The sequence below is a fragment of the Streptomyces decoyicus genome (assembly GCF_019880305.1).
GTDB lineage: Bacteria > Actinomycetota > Actinomycetes > Streptomycetales > Streptomycetaceae > Streptomyces > Streptomyces decoyicus.
Window position 1 is genome coordinate 5,914,758 of sequence record NZ_CP082301.1, and the last position, 16,795, is coordinate 5,931,552.

15 protein-coding genes and 2 pseudogenes are annotated in these 16,795 nt (G+C 71.5%); 11 read left to right on the forward strand and 6 right to left on the reverse strand.

The window, feature by feature from the left end; genetic code table 11:
* The first annotated feature begins 38 nt into the window (after nt 1–38).
* Both K7C20_RS26155 and K7C20_RS26160 read left to right on the forward strand, forming a co-directional pair.
* On the forward strand, nt 39–1,079 hold the full coding sequence (locus K7C20_RS26155) for an agmatine deiminase family protein (RefSeq protein WP_030084181.1): 1,041 nt from the start codon (nt 39–41) through the stop codon (nt 1,077–1,079).
* Between the two features lie 35 nt (nt 1,080–1,114).
* Nucleotides 1,115–1,732 carry a TetR/AcrR family transcriptional regulator gene (locus tag K7C20_RS26160; protein WP_030084179.1) on the forward strand — a complete coding sequence of 206 codons (618 nt, stop codon included), beginning with the start codon at nt 1,115–1,117 and terminating at the stop codon, nt 1,730–1,732.
* Nucleotides 1,733–1,792: 60 nt separating this feature from the next.
* On the opposite strand, the gene K7C20_RS26165 is transcribed toward K7C20_RS26160, so the two are convergent.
* Nucleotides 1,793–2,134, reverse strand: coding sequence for a hypothetical protein (locus tag K7C20_RS26165; protein WP_245171559.1), 342 nt, complete (start codon nt 2,132–2,134; stop codon nt 1,793–1,795).
* 190 nt (nt 2,135–2,324) lie between these two features.
* On the opposite strand from K7C20_RS26165, the gene K7C20_RS26170 reads away from it, so the two are divergent.
* The 3 genes from K7C20_RS26170 (at nt 2,325) to cimA (ending at nt 7,067) form a co-directional block, all read left to right on the forward strand.
* Entirely contained in the window at nt 2,325–3,656 is a 1,332-nt protein-coding gene (locus tag K7C20_RS26170; RefSeq protein WP_030084175.1) for an MFS transporter, read from the forward strand.
* Between the two features lie 99 nt (nt 3,657–3,755).
* A complete protein-coding gene (locus tag K7C20_RS26175; RefSeq protein WP_053209802.1) occupies nt 3,756–5,153 on the forward strand; it encodes a S28 family serine protease in 1,398 nt (465 codons plus the stop codon).
* Nucleotides 5,154–5,435: 282 nt separating this feature from the next.
* Nucleotides 5,436–7,067, forward strand: a complete 1,632-nt coding sequence (gene cimA, locus K7C20_RS26180) for a citramalate synthase (protein ID WP_222892660.1) — start codon at nt 5,436–5,438, stop codon at nt 7,065–7,067.
* A gap of 14 nt (nt 7,068–7,081) precedes the next feature.
* Here cimA and K7C20_RS26185 read toward each other — a convergent pair whose 3' ends face one another.
* Nucleotides 7,082–7,717: a YceI family protein gene (locus tag K7C20_RS26185; RefSeq protein ID WP_030084170.1), complete on the reverse strand. Its 636-nt coding sequence runs from the start codon at nt 7,715–7,717 to the stop codon at nt 7,082–7,084.
* 242 nt (nt 7,718–7,959) lie between these two features.
* On the opposite strand from K7C20_RS26185, the gene K7C20_RS26190 reads away from it, so the two are divergent.
* The 4 genes from K7C20_RS26190 to K7C20_RS26205 all read left to right on the forward strand — a co-directional run bounded on the left by K7C20_RS26190 (nt 7,960) and on the right by K7C20_RS26205 (nt 13,470).
* Nucleotides 7,960–10,401, forward strand: coding sequence for a polysaccharide lyase 8 family protein (locus K7C20_RS26190; protein WP_222892662.1), 2,442 nt, complete (start codon nt 7,960–7,962; stop codon nt 10,399–10,401).
* A 214-nt stretch (nt 10,402–10,615) separates the two neighbouring features.
* On the forward strand, nt 10,616–12,199 hold the full coding sequence (locus tag K7C20_RS26195; RefSeq protein WP_030084168.1) for an acyl-CoA carboxylase subunit beta: 1,584 nt from the start codon (nt 10,616–10,618) through the stop codon (nt 12,197–12,199).
* 55 nt (nt 12,200–12,254) lie between these two features.
* Nucleotides 12,255–12,461, forward strand: coding sequence for an acyl-CoA carboxylase epsilon subunit (locus K7C20_RS26200; RefSeq protein ID WP_053209325.1), 207 nt, complete (start codon nt 12,255–12,257; stop codon nt 12,459–12,461).
* 352 nt (nt 12,462–12,813) lie between these two features.
* Entirely contained in the window at nt 12,814–13,470 is a 657-nt protein-coding gene (locus K7C20_RS26205) for a DUF4360 domain-containing protein (RefSeq protein WP_030084166.1), read from the forward strand.
* A 49-nt stretch (nt 13,471–13,519) separates the two neighbouring features.
* On the opposite strand, the pseudogene K7C20_RS26210 reads toward K7C20_RS26205, so the two are convergent.
* A pseudogene (locus tag K7C20_RS26210) lies at nt 13,520–14,169 on the reverse strand (MFS transporter); the annotation flags it as partial.
* A gap of 255 nt (nt 14,170–14,424) precedes the next feature.
* Between K7C20_RS26210 and K7C20_RS39040 the strand changes: the two are divergent.
* Nucleotides 14,425–14,574: pseudogene (locus tag K7C20_RS39040) on the forward strand (hypothetical protein); the annotation flags it as partial.
* 206 nt (nt 14,575–14,780) lie between these two features.
* A complete protein-coding gene (locus tag K7C20_RS39045; protein ID WP_280922002.1) occupies nt 14,781–15,032 on the forward strand; it encodes a DAK2 domain-containing protein in 252 nt (83 codons plus the stop codon).
* A 109-nt stretch (nt 15,033–15,141) separates the two neighbouring features.
* Here the strand turns inward: K7C20_RS39045 and K7C20_RS26220 are convergent, their stop codons facing one another.
* From K7C20_RS26220 to K7C20_RS26230, 3 genes are all read right to left on the reverse strand, one after another.
* On the reverse strand, nt 15,142–15,720 hold the full coding sequence (locus K7C20_RS26220) for a GTP-binding protein (RefSeq protein ID WP_159469791.1): 579 nt from the start codon (nt 15,718–15,720) through the stop codon (nt 15,142–15,144).
* Nucleotides 15,701–16,291, reverse strand: a complete 591-nt coding sequence (locus K7C20_RS26225; protein ID WP_030089453.1) for a DUF742 domain-containing protein — start codon at nt 16,289–16,291, stop codon at nt 15,701–15,703. The genes K7C20_RS26220 and K7C20_RS26225 overlap by 20 nt, the downstream gene beginning before the upstream one ends.
* Nucleotides 16,292–16,375: 84 nt before the next feature.
* On the reverse strand, nt 16,376–16,789 hold the full coding sequence (locus K7C20_RS26230; RefSeq protein ID WP_018087204.1) for a roadblock/LC7 domain-containing protein: 414 nt from the start codon (nt 16,787–16,789) through the stop codon (nt 16,376–16,378).
* Between the last annotated feature and the right edge of the window lie 6 nt (nt 16,790–16,795).

The following is a 16,795-nucleotide window of genomic DNA, read 5'->3' on the forward strand; positions in this document are numbered from 1 at the left end:
GGCCCACCACCGTCACCGCGAACCCCGAGGACCCCCGCATGAACACCCCAGTCGCCGACGGCTTCCGCATGCCCCCGGAGTGGGCCCGTCACGAGCGCACCTGGATGGCCTGGCCCGGCCCCAACTTCACCTTCGGCCCGGAGGGCGGCGAGACGCTGGCCGGGGCCCGCCGCGCCTGGGCCGCCGTCGCCCGCGCGGTCCGCCGCTTCGAGCCGGTCACCGTCGTCGCGGGACCGGGACAGTCGGAGGGGGCCCGCGCCCTCCTCGGCGACGACATCGACCTAGTCGAACGGCCCCTGAACGACGCCTGGATGCGCGACATCGGCCCCACCTTCCTCACCGACGGCAAGGGCCGGCTCGGCGCCGCCGACTGGGTGTTCAACGGCTGGGGCGCCCAGGACTGGGCCCGCTGGGACCTCGACGAGAAGATCGCCGAACAGGTCTCGACGCTGGCCGGCGCCCGCCGCTACGCCACCCCCCTGGTCAACGAGGGCGGCGGCATCCACGTCGACGGCGAGGGCACCGTCCTGCTCACCGAGACCGTGCAGCTCGACCCGGGCCGCAACCGCGGCCGGACGCAGGAGGAGGTCGAGGCTGAGATCCACGCCCACCTCGGCACCACCAAGGCGATCTGGCTGCCGCGCGGCCTCGCCGCCGACTACGGCCGGTTCGGCACCCGCGGCCATGTCGACATCGTCGCCGCCTTCGCCCGCCCCGGCGTTGTCCTCCTCCACACCCAGCCCGACCCCGACCACCCCGACCACGCGATCTGCAACGAGATCGGCAAGCTGCTGCGCTCCTCGACGGATGCCGAGGGGCGGCAGCTGGAGGTCGTCGAGGTGCCCGCGCCGACCGTCATCGAGGAGGACGGCGAGCTGGTCGACTACTCCTACATCAACCACTACCTCTGCAACGATGGTGTGGTGCTGTGCGGCTTCGACGACCCGCGCGACGAGGAGGCGGCCGCGATCTTCCGCCGGCTCTTCCCCGAGCGGACGGTGACCCTGGTGGACGCCCGTACGATCTTCGCAGCGGGTGGCGGTATCCACTGCATCACCCAGCAGCAGCCCGAGGTCTGATCCGCAGACCCCGGCCGGCCGACCCGGAGGTACCCGTGCCCGGTCCCGTGCGCCGCCCCCGGCGCCGGCTCAGCCAGCCCCGCGAGCAGGTCCTCGCCGCGGCGATGACGACCATCGCCGCGGAGGGCCTGGACCGGCTGACCATGGCCGGTCTGGGCCGCGAGGTCGGCATGAGCAGCGGCCACATCCTCTACTACTTCGGTACGAAGGACGAGCTGCTGCTGCAGACCCTCCAGTGGAGCGAGGAGCAGCTCGGCGTCGAACGCCGGGCTGCCCTCTCCCGCCGCGTCACCGCCCGCGAACGGCTGGACGCGCTGGTCGACCTGTACCTCCCCGAAGGCCACCGCGACCCGCGCTGGACGCTGTGGCTGGAGGTGTGGAACCGCTCCCAGAACGCCGACGACGAGACCCGCGAACGCCAGCTCGACCTCGAACTCGCCTGGCACCGCGACCTGGTGGCCCTCCTCGTCGAAGGCATCTCGAAGGGCGAGTTCCGCCCCGTCGACGCCGAACGCTTCGCCACCCGCACCCGCGCCCTCCTCGACGGCTTCGGCTCCCAGCTCGTCGTCGGCCTCCCGGGCACGGACCGGGAACAAGTGCACGGCCATATACGGGAGTTCCTGGACGAGTCGCTGGCCCCCCAGGAGAGCTGACGCCGGCACCGCCCTCGCGGGTGGCCCCCCGGCCCGGACCACCGCTGCCCGCGAGGGGTGTCACGCCTCCCGGCGGAAGTGGCGGCGGTACAGCTCGACCGCCTGCTCCGGCGGGTAGTTGGGCAGCGCGCTGATCTCGCCGTCCTTCTTGGAGATCACGATGTGGGAGCCTCCCGGGTCCCGCGGACAGGCGGTGGGATCCTCCCGGGGAGGAAATACGGGGCAGATGAGATATCCGATGTCGAATTCATGGACATACAGCGTCGGTTCCTCCCCGCCCGGCCAGGCGCCCGGGAAATGACCCCGCCCGATCGCCAGCGCCTCCTCGGCGGTGGCGGGAACGGGCCGTAGCCGTTCTTGCGGATGTGGTTGTGGTTGTGGTTGGGGTTGTGGTTCGGGCATGTCGCTTCGTGCTCTCTTCTCGCCTCACCCGGGCAGGAAACGGACTCGGACGGTGGCGCGCCTCCGGTGGTCGTGGTGGCGGGGCCGGGTTCCGGGCCCCGCCCGCATGACCACAACGTACGTAAGTACCTACGATCGTTGCCGCCCGTGCTCTTGCCCAGGGCTCCCGGGTCCGAGACCGTAACCGGCTATGGGACGAGAGCAATGGAAGAAGATCTGGGTCGGGTCGGCCGGCAACATGGTCGAGTGGTTCGACTGGTTCGTTTATGCCAGTTTTGCGGTCTATTTTGCGGATTCGTTCTTTCCGAAGGGGAATGACACCGCGAACCTCATGAACACCATGGGGATCTTCGCCGTCGGCTTCTTCATGCGCCCGGTGGGTGGCTGGGTGCTCGGCAGGGTCGGGGACCGCAAGGGCCGGAAGGCCGCGCTCACGCTGACCGTCACGCTGATGTCCGCCTCGGCGATCCTGATCGCCATCGCGCCCACCTACGCGGTCGCGGGCTACGGCGGCGTCGCCGTGCTGCTCCTCGCCCGGATGCTCCAGGGGCTGTCGGTCGGCGGGGAGTACGCGGCCAGCGCCACCTATCTCACCGAGGCGTCGGCGCCGGGGCAGCGTGGCTTCGCCTCCAGCTTCCAGTACGTGTCGATGACCGCGGGCCAGCTGCTCGGCCTCGGCCTGCAGATCCTGCTCCAGCGCACCATGTCCGAGGACGCGCTGCACAGCTGGGCCTGGCGGATCCCGTTCATCGTCGGTGCGCTGGGCGCGGGCATCGTCTTCTATCTGCGCCGCAACATGCTGGAGACCGAGGTCTACGCCGAGGACGAGGGCGCCAAGGCCGATCCCGCGCGCGGCACGATCAAGGCGCTGTTGGCCCACAAGCGCGAGGCGTTCCTGGTCATCGCGCTCACCATGGGCGGCACGGTCGCGTACTACACGTACACGACCTACCTCACCAAGTACCTCTCGGGCAGCGCCGGGCTGTCCAAGCCGACCGCTTCCCTGGTCAGCTTCTGCGCCCTCTTCATCTTCATGTGCATCCAGCCGCTCGCCGGAAAGCTGTCCGACCGGATCGGGCGGCGTCCGCTGCTGATCACGTTCGCGGTCGGCTCGACGTTCCTGACCGTGCCGATCATGACGATGCTCAAGCACGCCGGCAGCTTCTGGCCGGCCCTCGGACTCGCCCTGCTGGCGCTGGTCGTGGTCACCGGCTACACCTCGATCAACGCCTGTGTGAAGGCCGAGCTGTTCCCGACCGGTATCCGAGCGCTGGGCGTGGCCCTGCCGTACGCCATCGCCAACGCACTGTTCGGCGGCACCGCGGAATATGTCGCGCTGTGGTTCAAGAAGGGCGGTATCGAGTCCGGCTACTACTGGTACGTCGCCGGCTGCGCCGCCGTCTCGCTGATCGTCTACATCACGATGCGCGAGACCCGCACCATCGATCTGCACCGGGTCGGCAAGCAGGACGAGCAGACGGGAGCCGGCCCGGCGCGGGTGGGCGAACCCGTCGCCGACTGAGCGTTCGCCCCGGCCGGGAGCGGCCTCCCCCGCACGGGGGAGGCCGTTTGCCGTTCCCGGGGGATCCGCGTCCGGCGCCGGGCGGCTTGGCTGGACGGTATGAAGAACACCAGGCACTTACTCCTGCCGCTGTTGCTGACGGGCCTGCTGGCCCCGGGCGTCGCGGCGCCGTCCGTGGCGACCGCCCGGACCGGCGGGGCGCCCCCGGCCATGGCGCCGGCGGCCGTGTCCCGCCCGGCCGCCGACGACATCCGCAGCAGGATCGCGGCCGTACCGGGGATGCGGGTCGTCAAGGAGAACCCCGCCCCGGCCGGTTACCGCTCCTTCGCGCTGGCCTACCGCCAGCCCGTCGACCACCGGCACCCCGGCAAGGGCAGCTTCGAGCAGCGGCTGTCGCTGCTCCACCGGTCCACCGTCCGGCCGATGGTGCTCTACACCAACGGCTACGACCTCACCTACCAGGAGCCCGCCTTCCGCGCCGAGCCGACCCGGATCCTGGAGGGCAACCAGCTCAGCGTCGAGCAGCGGTACTTCGGCACGTCCCGCCCCCGCCCCACCGACTGGTCGAAACTCGACATCCGGCAGGCGGCGAGCGATCACCACCGGCTGATCCGGGCCCTCAAGACGGTCTACCGCGCCGCCTGGATCTCCACCGGCGGCAGCAAGGGCGGTATGGCCACCGTCTACCACCGGCGCTTCTACCCGCACGATGTGGCCGGCTCCGTCGCGTACTCGGCGCCCGACAACACCGACGACCGGGACGACACCGCCGAGGACCGCTTCCTGCGGCGGGTGGGCTCTCCCGCCTGCCGGAGCGCGCTCACGGCGGTGCAGCGCGCGATGCTGGGGCCCCGGCGCGCGGAGATGGCGGTCCGGCTCGCCCGCTGGGCCGCGGGCCAGGGCTACACGTTCCGCACCATCGGCAGCGCCGACCGGGTACTGGAACTCACCGCGCTCCAGTTGCCCATGGCCTTCTGGATGCAGAAGGAAGAAACGGACGGCTGCGGCGGTATCCCCCGGCCGTCCGCCGACGGCGCCGCGCTGTACGCCTGGTTCGCAGGCGTGACCCGTCTCCCGGCCTATGCCGACCGTCATCTGGCCCCCGTCACCGCGTCCTACTACCAGTTGGGCACCCAGCTCGGCTTCGTGTCGCTCGCCGCCCCGCACCTGGCCGGAATGCTGCGCTACCCCGGAATCCAGGAGGTGCGCACCTGCGTGCCGCGCAGCATTCCGCTGCGTTTCCAGCCGGACGCCATGCCCGACATCGACCGCTGGGTACGGCAGCACGGCAGCGGGCTGCTCTTCGTGTACGGCGAGAACGACCCCGCCCGGGCCGAACCCTTCCGTACGGGCCGGGGCAGCCGGGACGCGCACGTCTACCTGGCCCCGCACACCAACCACCTCGCGAGCATCGGCAAGCTGGCGCCCCGGGACCGCGCACGGGCCACCGCCGCGCTCCGCCGCTGGGCGGCGGTGGACAGGCCGACCGCATCGTGAGACGTCCGTGTGCCCGGCCCGGGGGTGTGGCACACTCCGGACCGTGCTCTCGTTCGCCATGATTATTGGCAGCAGGCGCGCCGGTCCGCAGTGACCACCCCGTACGAACCGAGTACGGCGTGGCCGCCGTCGTCCCAGACCCGCGCGCAGACCTCTCGCACCCGCGAGAGGTTTTTTCGTTTCCGGTCCACACCTCACCGGAGGCGGAGCGCGAGGGATCATGGAGGGACGGTGGAACCGGTCATTCCGGTAGACCGAGATCCCGACAGGAGCCAGACCAGCATGACGGACGCACAAGAACCCGCCCCCCGGCCCGTCGGCGCGGTGTCCGACGACTTCCACGTCTTCGACACCACGCTCCGCGACGGCGCACAGCGCGAGGGCATCAACCTCACCGTCGCCGACAAGCTGACCATCGCGCGGCACCTCGACGAGTTCGGGGTGGGCTTCATCGAGGGCGGCTGGCCCGGCGCCAACCCGCGGGACACCGAGTTCTTCCAGCGGGCCCGCGAGGAGATCGACTTCCGGCACGCCCAGCTGGTCGCGTTCGGCGCCACCCGCAAGGCCGGCGTCCGGGTCGAGGACGATCAGCAGGTCGCCGCGCTCCTGGAGTCCCGGGCCCCGGTCATCACGCTGGTCGCCAAGTCGCATGTCGGGCATGTGGAGCTGGCGCTGCGGACCACGCCGGAGGAGAACCTCGCGATGGTGCGGGACACCGTCGCCTACCTGCGCGCCCAGGGCCGCCGGGTCTTCCTCGACTGTGAGCACTTCTTCGACGGCTATGCGCTGGACCCGGTCTACGCCAAGCAGGTGGTGCGCACCGCGAGCGAGGCCGGCGCCGATGTCGTGGTGCTCTGCGACACCAACGGCGGCATGCTTCCGGCGCAGGTCACCGCCGTCGTACGGACCGTCGTCGCGGACACCGGCGCACGGCTGGGCATCCACGCCCAGGACGACACGGGCTGCGCCGTCGCCAACACCCTGGCCGCGGTGGACGCGGGCGCGACGCACGTCCAGTGCACCGCCAACGGCTACGGCGAGCGGGTCGGCAACTCCAACCTCTTCCCGGTCGTCGCCGCCCTGGAGCTCAAATACGGGCGCCCGGTGCTGCCCGAGGGCAAGCTCGCCGAGACCACCCGGATCTCGCACGCCATCGCCGAGGTCGTCAACCTCACCCCCTCCACCCACCAGCCCTACGTCGGTGTCTCCGCCTTCGCCCACAAGGCCGGACTGCACGCCTCCGCGATCAAGGTCGACCCCGACCTCTACCAGCACATCGACCCGGCGCTGGTCGGCAACACCATGCGGATGCTGGTCTCCGACATGGCCGGGCGGGCGTCCATCGAGCTCAAGGGCAAGGAGCTGGGCATCGACCTCAGTGACGACCGTGAGCTGGTCGGCCGGGTCGTCGAGCGGGTCAAGGAGCGGGAGCTGGCGGGCTATACCTACGAGGCCGCCGACGCCTCCTTCGAGCTGCTGCTGCGGGAGGAGCTCCAGCGGGCGGAGGGGGGCCGGCCGCGCAGCTACTTCCGGGTCGAGTCCTGGCGGGCGATCGTCGAGGACCGCCCGGACGGTACGCACGCCAACGAAGCGACCGTGAAGCTGTGGGCCAAGGGCGAGCGGATCGTCGCCACCGCCGAGGGCAACGGCCCGGTCAACGCGCTGGACCGGGCGCTGCGGGTGGGACTGGAGCGGATCTATCCGCAGCTGGCCCATATGGAACTGGTGGACTACAAGGTCCGCATCCTGGAGGGCGCCCTGGGCACCGGCTCCATCACCCGGGTCCTGGTCTCCACCAGCGACGGGCGGGGCGAGTGGTCCACGGTCGGTGTCGCGGAGAACGTCATCGCCGCGTCCTGGCAGGCGCTGGACGACGCCTATGCGTACGGGCTGCTGCGGGCCGCGGTCATGTGACGGGCCGTGCGGGGTCAGGCCTGCGGGGCGGCCTTGACGGCGGAGATGTCGAAGGTCAGCTTGACCTTGTCGCTGACCATCACGCCGCCGGTCTCCAGCGCGGCGTTCCAGGTCAGGCCCCAGTCGGAGCGCAGGATCTCGGCGCTGCCCTCGAAGCCGACCCGCTCGGCGCCGTAGACGTCGGTGGCCGAGCCGTGGAACTCCAGGTCGATGGTGAGCGGCTTGGTGACGTCGCGCAGGGTCAGGTCGCCGGTGATCCGGTAGCGGTCGCCGGACACCTGCTCGGCGGCGGTGCTGCGGAAGGTCATCAGCGGGAAGGACTCGGCGTCGAAGAAGTCGGCGCTGCGCAGATGGCCGTCGCGGTCCGCGATCCCGGTGTCGATGCTGGCGATCTTGACGTCGAGGGACGCGGTGGAGCGGGACGGGTCGGCGCCGTCGAGGTGGAGCGCGCCCTCGTATTCGGCGAACGCGCCGCGGACGTTGGTGACCATGGCGTGCCGGACGGTGAAGCCGATGCTGCTGTGGGCCGGGTCGATGGTGTAGTCGCCGGTCAGCGCCGCGAGCGCGGGGTCCGCGTCGAGGACGGCAGCACTGGCGGGGGCGGTGGTGGCGCCGGTGTCGGCGGTGCGCTTGCGGTGGAACAGAGCCATGGCTCCTCCTCGAAGACGGCGCATCGGGTGGGTGCGCAGGATTTGTTTAAGCTTCAACGAGATTCACCGTAACGGCATCTGGTTCAATATTCAACCTCTCTGGATGGGTGAGCTCCGCCGGACGGGTGGCGAGCGGCGTTCCGGCGCGGTCATTGCCGCTGGACGACGGCTCGTGCTAGACCATCGGGAACTCCCAAGTGCGCAGCGCCACAGCCCAGTTGACGCCATGGAGAGGACCGACCGTGCCGCCTGTCTCCGCCACGTCCGTCTGGTCACGCCGAGGATTCCTCGCCACCGCCACCGCAAGTGCGCTCGGCCTCGCCGCCCGCCCCGCCCGCGCCACCCCCCAGCCGGCCGCCGCTTCGGCGGACGAGTTCACCACCCTCCGCGGCCGCTGGTGCGAGCTCACCCTCGGCAGCGGCTTCGACCCCGCCGCCCCGCCGTACGCCGCCGCCCTCCAGGAGACCGGCGCCCTCGCGAGCACCTTCCAGGCGGGCATGCGCCCGGCCGCCGGCTCCCTCTGGCCGGACTGCCGCTACGACCCGCCGTCGGGCATCACCCAGAGCTACAGCCGGCTCGCCACCATGGCCCAGGCCTACGTCCAGCCCGGCACCGGCCGCACCGGCGACCCCGGCCTCGCCGCCGACCTCGTCACGGGGCTCGGCCACCTCGACGACACCGTCTACAACACCGCCACCACCCGCTACGGCAACTGGTGGGAGTGGCAGATCGGCAGCCCCAGACTCCTCCTCGACACCCTCGCCCTCCTCGACGAGCACCTGCCCGACGGCGGCACCGGTGACGAGCTGCGCGCCCGCTGCCTGGCCGCCGTCGACCACTTCGTCCCCGACACCATGCTCGGCGACTACACCGGGACCAGCACCGGAGCCAACCGCGTCGACCTGTGCCGGGTGGTGGCACTGCGCGGCATCCTCGGCCGCGCCCCCGCCAAGATCGCGCTGGCCCGTGACGCCCTCTCACCGGTCTTCCCCTACGTCACCAAGGGCGACGGCCTCTACGCCGACGGCTCCTTCGTCCAGCACACCTGGGTCGCCTACTCCGGCACCTACGGCTATGTCCTGCTGGACGGCCTGGGCCGGCTGTTCACGCTGCTCGGCGGCTCGTCCTGGCAGGTCACCGATCCGGCACGGCAGATCGTCCTCGACAGCGTCGAACGGGCCTACGCCCCGCTGCTCCACAACGGCCTGATGATGGACCTCGTCAACGGCCGCGCCATCAGCCGCGGCTATCTGCGCAGCGACGAGCGGCACGTCCTGCGCAGCGACCACTACCACGGCCATGCGCTGATCGCCGCCATCGCGCTCCTCGCCCAGGGCGCGAGCGACGCCGAGCGGGACCGCTGGCACGCCATGGTCAAGGGCTGGATCGCCCGCGACCGTGTACTGCCGGTCCTCACCGACCGGCAGTACACGGTCGCCGACCTCGCCCGCCTCCAGGGGATCGCCGACGGCCCCACGCCCGCCGCCCCCGAGCCCGTCCGCCACCGGCTGTTCCCGGCCATGGACCGCGCCGTGCACCGCCGCCCCGGCTGGGCCGCCGGCCTGGCCATGGCCTCCGACCGCATCACGTACTACGAGAACGGCAACGGCGAGAACCCGCACGGCTGGCACACCGGCGCCGGGATGCTCTATTGGTGGGGCGCCGACTTCGGGGGCGACCAGTACACCGACGCCTTCTGGCCCACCGTCGACCCCTACCGGCTCCCCGGCACGACCGTGTCCACCAAGCGGCTGGCCGACAACGAAGGCGGCGGCTGGGGCGAGCCGAAGCCCGCCGCGCGCTGGGTCGGCGGCACCACCGACGGCGAATTCGCCGCGATCGGCCAGGACCTCCGCGGCCTCGCCTCGACCCTCACCGCCAAGAAATCCTGGTTCGCCCTCGCGGACTGCCTCGTCTGCCTGGGCGCCGGTATCACCTCCCGCGACGGGGTGCCCGCCGAGACGGTCGTCGACAACCGCCGCCTGGGCGGGTCCGGTACCGCGGAGTTCACCGTCGACGGCGTACGGCAGCCCGGCACACCCGGCACGACCACCTCCTTCCCCCGCGCCCACTGGGCCCACCTCGCCGGACACGGCGGCTACGTCTTCCCCGGCGGCGCCCCCCTGAAGGCGCTGCGCGAGGACCGCACCGGCTCCTGGCGCGACATCAACACCACCTCCTCCCCCCAGCCCTTCACCCGCCGCTACCTCACGCTCTGGCACGACCACGGCACCGACCCGGCCGACGCCGGCTACGCCTACCTCCTCATGCCGGGCGCCACCGCCCGTACCCTCGCCACCCGCGCCGCCGACCGGCGCTGGCTGACCGTGCTCGCCAACGACGCAGGGCGGCAGGCGATCGCCGTCGACCCGCTCGGCGTAACGGCCGCCAACTTCTGGCGGGCCGGCAGCGCGGGCCCGCTCACCAGCAGCGGCCCGGCGAGCGTGCTGGTCCGTGAGCGGCGCGGGCGGCGGCCGGACGGGCGCGGCCGGACGGCGCGGCTGTGCGTCGCCGCCCCGGAACGCACCGGCGATACGCTGGAGATCTCCTGGTCACGGCCGGTACGCGCGGTGCTCGCCCAGGACCCGGCGATCGAGGTGCTGGCCACCGGGCGCGCCCTGCGGCTGCGCGTCACCCCCGGCACCGGCTGCGCCACCCATACCTGCACGGTGCGGCTGGGCTGACCGGGGCCCGCCGTCCGATCAGCCGGTCGCGACAACATCACTCCGCCGTTGTTTGTCGACCTCATACAGACGTGGGGCGGCACCGCCACCCGAACGGGCGCCGGGACGCGGGGCCCGTACAGCACGGTTCTGTACTGCCTGCCCACCAAATCGCATGCGACGTTGTACGAAACCGACATCGGTGTGCGGCGCCTCCCCCACGTACCGTCGATACATGACCACTGTCGAAGATGTGCCCGCCGGCGCCAACGACGCCCGCGGGCGCGTCGCCGAACTGCACGCCATCCGTGAGCAGGTCCGGCGAGGCCCCAGCGAGCGTGCCACCGAAGCGCAGCGTGCCAAGGGCAAGCTGACGGCCCGCGAGCGGATCGAGCTGCTGCTGGACGAGGGTTCGTTCAACGAGGTCGAGCCGCTGCGGCGGCACCGGGCGACGGGCTTCGGCCTGGAGGCGAAGAAGCCCTACACGGACGGTGTGATCACCGGCTGGGGCACCGTGCACGGCCGGACCGTGTTCACCTACGCGCACGACTTCCGGATCTTCGGCGGCGCGCTGGGCGAGGCCCACGCCACCAAGATCCACAAGATCATGGACATGGCCATCCAGGCCGGTGCCCCGCTGGTGTCGCTGAACGACGGTGCCGGTGCCCGTATCCAGGAGGGCGTCTCCGCGCTCGCCGGCTACGGCGGCATCTTCCAGCGCAACACCAAGGCCTCGGGTGTCATCCCGCAGATCTCCGTCATGCTCGGCCCCTGCGCCGGCGGCGCCGCCTACTCCCCGGCCCTGACGGACTTCGTCTTCATGGTCCGCGAGACCTCGCAGATGTTCATCACCGGCCCCGACGTGGTGCGTGCGGTGACCGGCGAGGAGATCACCCAGAACGGCCTGGGCGGCGCCGATGTGCACGCCGAGACCTCGGGCGTGGCCCACTTCGCGTACGACGACGAGGTCACCTGCCTCGAAGAGGTCCGCTACCTCCTCTCCCTGCTGCCGGCGAACAACCGGGAGAACCCGCCGTCGGTGCCCTGCGAGGACCCCGCCGACCGCTCCGGTGACGCCCTGCTGGACCTGGTCCCGGCCGACGGCAACCGCCCCTACGACATGCGCAAGGTCATCGAGGAGATCGTCGACGACGGCGAGTTCCTGGAGGTCCACGAGCGCTGGGCGACCAACATCATCTGCGCGCTGTCCCGGCTCGACGGGCGGGTCGTGGGCATCATCGCCAACCAGCCGCAGTCGCTGGCCGGTGTGCTGGACATCGAGGCGTCCGAGAAGTCCGCCCGCTTCGTCCAGATGTGCGACGCCTTCAACATCCCGATCGTCACCCTGCTCGACGTCCCCGGCTTCCTGCCGGGCGTCTCCCAGGAGCACGGCGGCATCATCCGGCACGGCGCCAAGCTGCTCTACGCCTACTGCAACGCCACCGTCCCGCGGATCTCGCTCGTGCTGCGCAAGGCGTACGGCGGCGCCTACATCGTCATGGACTCGCAGTCCATCGGTGCCGACCTGACCTACGCCTGGCCCACCAACGAGATCGCGGTGATGGGCGCCGAGGGCGCCGCCAACGTCATCTTCCGCAAGCAGATCGCCGAGGCGGACGACTCCGAGGCCATGCGGGTGCGCATGGTCAAGGAGTACAAGTCCGAGCTGATGCACCCCTATTACGCGGCCGAGCGCGGCCTGGTCGACGACGTCATCGACCCGGCCGAAACCCGCCACACGCTCATCCGTGCCCTGGAGATGCTGCGCACCAAGCACGCGGACCTGCCCGCCCGTAAGCACGGCAACCCGCCCCAGTAGCCACGCCCCGCACCCGCACCCGGCACGACGCCACCGCGACGACGGAGAACACACCGTGAATCCTGCCCACCGAACCGACCCGATCCGCGTGGAGAAGGGCCAGGCCAGCGAGGAAGAGCTCGCCGCCCTGACCGCCGTGCTGCTGGCCCGCGCCGCCCACCAGTCGGCCGCCGCCCCGGCCCGCCCGCACGCCACGGCCGCCCGCTGGCGCCGCCTCGAGCGTCAGAACGGCTTCCACGGAGCGACCAGCTGGCAGCGCTGAACGCTTTACCGCACGGCGAGGGGCCCGCAGATGCGGGCCCCTCGCCGTTTTGTGGTGGCGGGCCGGTTCGAGCACAGCGACCGCGGCCCGGGTGCCCGGCCCCGGCCGTCGGACGGCAGCCGCGTAAGGGATATACCGCCCAACAGCCGCACAATCAACGGGATATGAGGCCTCATCGCTTTTCGGACGCGGTGTTCCGGTTTGGCATGTGGCGTCCGGATCAAGGCGTAGGTTCGCCCCAACCCTGGGGAGCAGAGCTGTTCAAGCCGCCACCGCCGTGCTGGCATGCGCTCGTCATCCCACTCCTGGTGTTCCCGCATCGCGGGCCCTAGGACGACCGGAAGGAAAGCCCATGCTCAGCACACTCAGTGCTGGTGCCGCAGTGGCATCGTTGCTCCTCGCCGGATCGGCATCCCCCACCACCACCGCACGGTTCGGCGACGACCCGCCGACCGGAAAGATCACCATAACCGTCGCCACGGTCAACGGATCGGGCTGCAGACCCGGCAGCGCCGCCGTGGCCATCGCCCCCGACAACACCGCCTTCACCGTCACGTACAGCGAGTACCTCGCCCAGGCGGGCGCCGGCAGCAAGCCGACCGACTCCCGCAAGAACTGCCAGATCGCGCTGAACGTACATGTCCCGCAGGGCTTCACCTACGCGGTCGCCCGGGCCGACTACCGGGGCTACGCGTCCCTGGCCCCGGGCGCCCGGGGGCTGGAGCAGGCGGGCTACTACTTCCAGGGCCAGCAGCAGACGGCCCGTAAGAGCCACACCTTCACCGGCCCCTACGACTCCAACTGGCAGACCTCGGACGAGACCGACGTCGACGCGCTCGTGTACGCACCCTGCGGCGAGGAGCGCTACTTCAACATCAACACCGAGATGAGGGTGGACGCCAAGTCGGCGGATCCCAAGGCCACCAGCTACATGGCCATGGACTCCACCGACGGCAGCATCAACACCCTGTACCACTTCGCATGGAAGCAGTGCCCCGCGCGCAAGTGAGGCCCGGCTGATGAAGGGGGCCCGTACGCACCGGCGTACGGGCCCCCGGTCAGGCGCGCAGGGCCGTCCGCCCGACCGGCGGCGCGGCCGGGGGAGCGGGCGTCGCCGGCTCGTCCGACAGCGTGAGGCAGAGGGTCAGCAGCGCGGACACGACATACGGCCCGGCGAAGATCAGCACCACGCCGGCCGGTCCCAGCGGGCCGAGGAAGAGGCTGACGAGGGCCGGGCCGACGAAGGCGGCACCGCCCGCACCGAGGTTGAGGAGCGCCATTGCGCCGCCCTCGTTCTCGGGGGCCAGGGCGGGCACCAGGGCGGAGATCGGGACGAACCCGGCCAGTGCGATGCCGTAGAGCATGCCGACCACGATCGCGACCCAGTAGTGGCCGCCGACGGCCCTGGGCACGAAGTACAGGGCCAGGGTCGTCACCGCGCAGCCCAGGCCGCCGAAGGTGGCGATCGTGCGGCGCCAGCCGATCGTGTCGCCGATGACGCCGAACAGCAGATTGCACAGGACATTGGTGCCGTAGACGACGGCGAGCAGGGTCACCAGGGGTTGGTGACCCCGGCGACCAGTGAGCCGAGGGGCGGCAGCCCGCCGGTGAAGGCGACGTAGAACCAGCCGACGGCGGTGCCCATCCGGGCCGTGGGCGCGGTCGCGGTGATCCAGACGAGGAAGCCGAACGCGAAGAGCGGATAGCCGACATGGCCGGGGTCTCCCGAGGAGCTCGGAGAGCTCTACGACGCCCCCTGCGACACCCCGGCCTTCCGCAGCCTGCCGGGCACCCACGCCCCCGAGGACACACGGGCCGAGGTGCCCGGCCCCGTACGGGACGAGGCGTCCGGTCCCGTAAGGGGTGTCCGCGCCCCCGGTGAAGACCTGCCCGCGACGAAGGCGCTGCAAGCGGCCCTGGAGTTGGTCGCCGCCGGCGACGAGGAACTGGGCCGGCTGACGCGGTGGCCGGTGACGGCGACCACGGCACCGGCATCGTCCGAGGGCTGCGTGCCGCCGTCGCCGCCGCCCGCGCCGCCGAGCCGGGGCCGGCGGGCGACCCGCACTCGGCCGGCACCGCACTGCTCACCGCCGGCCTCGCCCTGGCCGACGCCTCGGGCGGCGCGTCCGGGGCCCTGTACGGCGCTCTGCTGGCCGAAACGGGCGCCGTACTGACCAAGGGCCCCGGCGGGCCGCGGCCAAGGGCCCCGGCGGGCCGCGGCCAAGGGCCCCGGCGGGCCGCGGCGGTTCCCCGAGCGCGCTGTTCGCCGATGCCGCGGACGCCGCCCAGGGGGCCGTCGGCGAACTCGGCGGCGCCGCGGTGGGGGAGAAGGCGATGCTGGACGCCCTGGACCCCTTCCGCCGCGCACTGCGCGCCCGCGCGGGGGAGGCGCTGCCCCCGGCGTGGCAGGCGGCCGCCGAGGCCGCCACCCGGGCCGCCGCCGACACCGCACAGCTCGTCCCGGCCCGCGGCCGCGCCGCCCGGATGGGCACGCTCGGCCACGGCCCCCCGGACGCCGGGGCGGTCTCCCTCGCGCTGATCCTCACGGCCGTCGGCATCACCCTCCGCTGAGCCCCACCGGCGGCCGGACACGACGAAGGCCCCCGCACCTGACCGGTGTGGGGGCCTTTCGTCATACGCGGCGCGCGGGCACGGGGAGCCCGGCCGCGGTCCGGCACCGTCAGCGCAGCCGCGCCATCAGCGCGTGCTCCACGAGCGTGATGAGCGCGCTCTTGGCCTCGCTGCGGTGACGGGCGTCCGTCACGATGATCGGCGCGTCCGGGCCGATCTGAAGCGCCTCACGCACCTCGTCCGGCGTGTAGGGCTGGTGTCCGTCGAAGCCGTTGAGGGCGATGACGAACGGCAGGCCGCTGTTCTCGAAGTAGTCGACCGCGGGGAAGCAGTCGGCGAGACGGCGGGTGTCGACCAGCACCACCGCGCCGATGGCGCCACGGACCAGGTCGTCCCACATGAACCAGAAACGGTCCTGGCCCGGCGTACCGAAGAGGTACAGGATCAGGTCCTGGTCCAGCGTGATCCGGCCGAAGTCCATCGCCACGGTCGTGGTCGTCTTGTCCGGCGCGTGCGTGAGGTCGTCGATCCCCGCCGAGGCGGAAGTCATCACGGCTTCGGTACGCAGCGGATTGATCTCTGAGACGGCCCCGACGAACGTGGTCTTGCCCACGCCGAAGCCGCCCGCCACCACGATTTTCGCGGAGGTGGTGGAGCGGGCTGCACCGCTAGAGCTTGCGAAGTCCACTGAGCACCCTTTCGAGCAGTGTCACATCTGGCTGTCCGCCGGCGGTCTCGTCCCCGCCGGGCTGATGGATGGCGACGAGTCCGGCCTCCGCCAGGTCGGCGACGAGGATCCGGGCGACGCCGAGGGGGATGGAGAGAAGCGCGGAGATCTCGGCAACTGACTTGATCTCGCGGCAGAGGTGGCAGATGCGCTGGTGCTCCGGCAGCTGGCCCTGCATCTTCGCGGGGTCGGCGGTCGTGCTGACCAGCGCCTCGATGGCGAGCTGGTAGCGCGGCCTGGTCCGGCCTCCGGTCATGGCGTACGGGCGCACGAGCGGGTTGTTCGCACCCGCGGGAGCGGGCTCGGGCGCGCGCCGCTGCGGCTGTACCGGCTGGATGCGCGGTGCCTGCGGCTGGTCGTACACCGACGGCTCGTACGGCTGGGAGTCGTACGGCCGGGGCTGCTGCTGCGGGGGCCGCTGCGGCCGGCGGCTCGGCGCAGACGGGAAGTTGAAGCGGTTGCTATGGGTCTCGCCCACAGGCCCGGACTCCTGTCCGGAACCATACGGGTATCCGCTCGGGGGCGTTGCCACGTCTCCTCCTCCAACTTGCCTGTCTGACGCCGGTCGCGCCACCGAACCATAAGGCGCGGTGGCGGGAAACGCACTGCCTGTTTGTTAGTTGAGAAGGCTGCCCTGCAGTTCGGCGCGCAGATCCGGCGTCAGCACCGTGCCCGCGCGGTCGACCAGCAGGGCCATCTCGTAACCGACCAGGCCGATGTCGCACTCGGGGTGTGCGAGCACGGCCAGCGACGATCCGTCCGAAACGGACATGATGAAGAGGAAACCGCGCTCCATCTCCACCACGGTCTGGTTGACGCTCCCGCCCTCGAAGATGCGGGAAGCGCCGGAGGTCAGCGAGGTGAGGCCGGAGGCCACCGCCGCCAACTGATCGGCTCTGTCACGAGGGAAACCCTCGGACATGGCGAGGAGCAGCCCGTCCGCGGAGACCACGACCGTGTGGGACACCCCAGGGGTGTTGTCCACGAAGTTGGTGATCAACCAGTTCAGATTCTGCGCCGCCTGGCTCATCGGGCT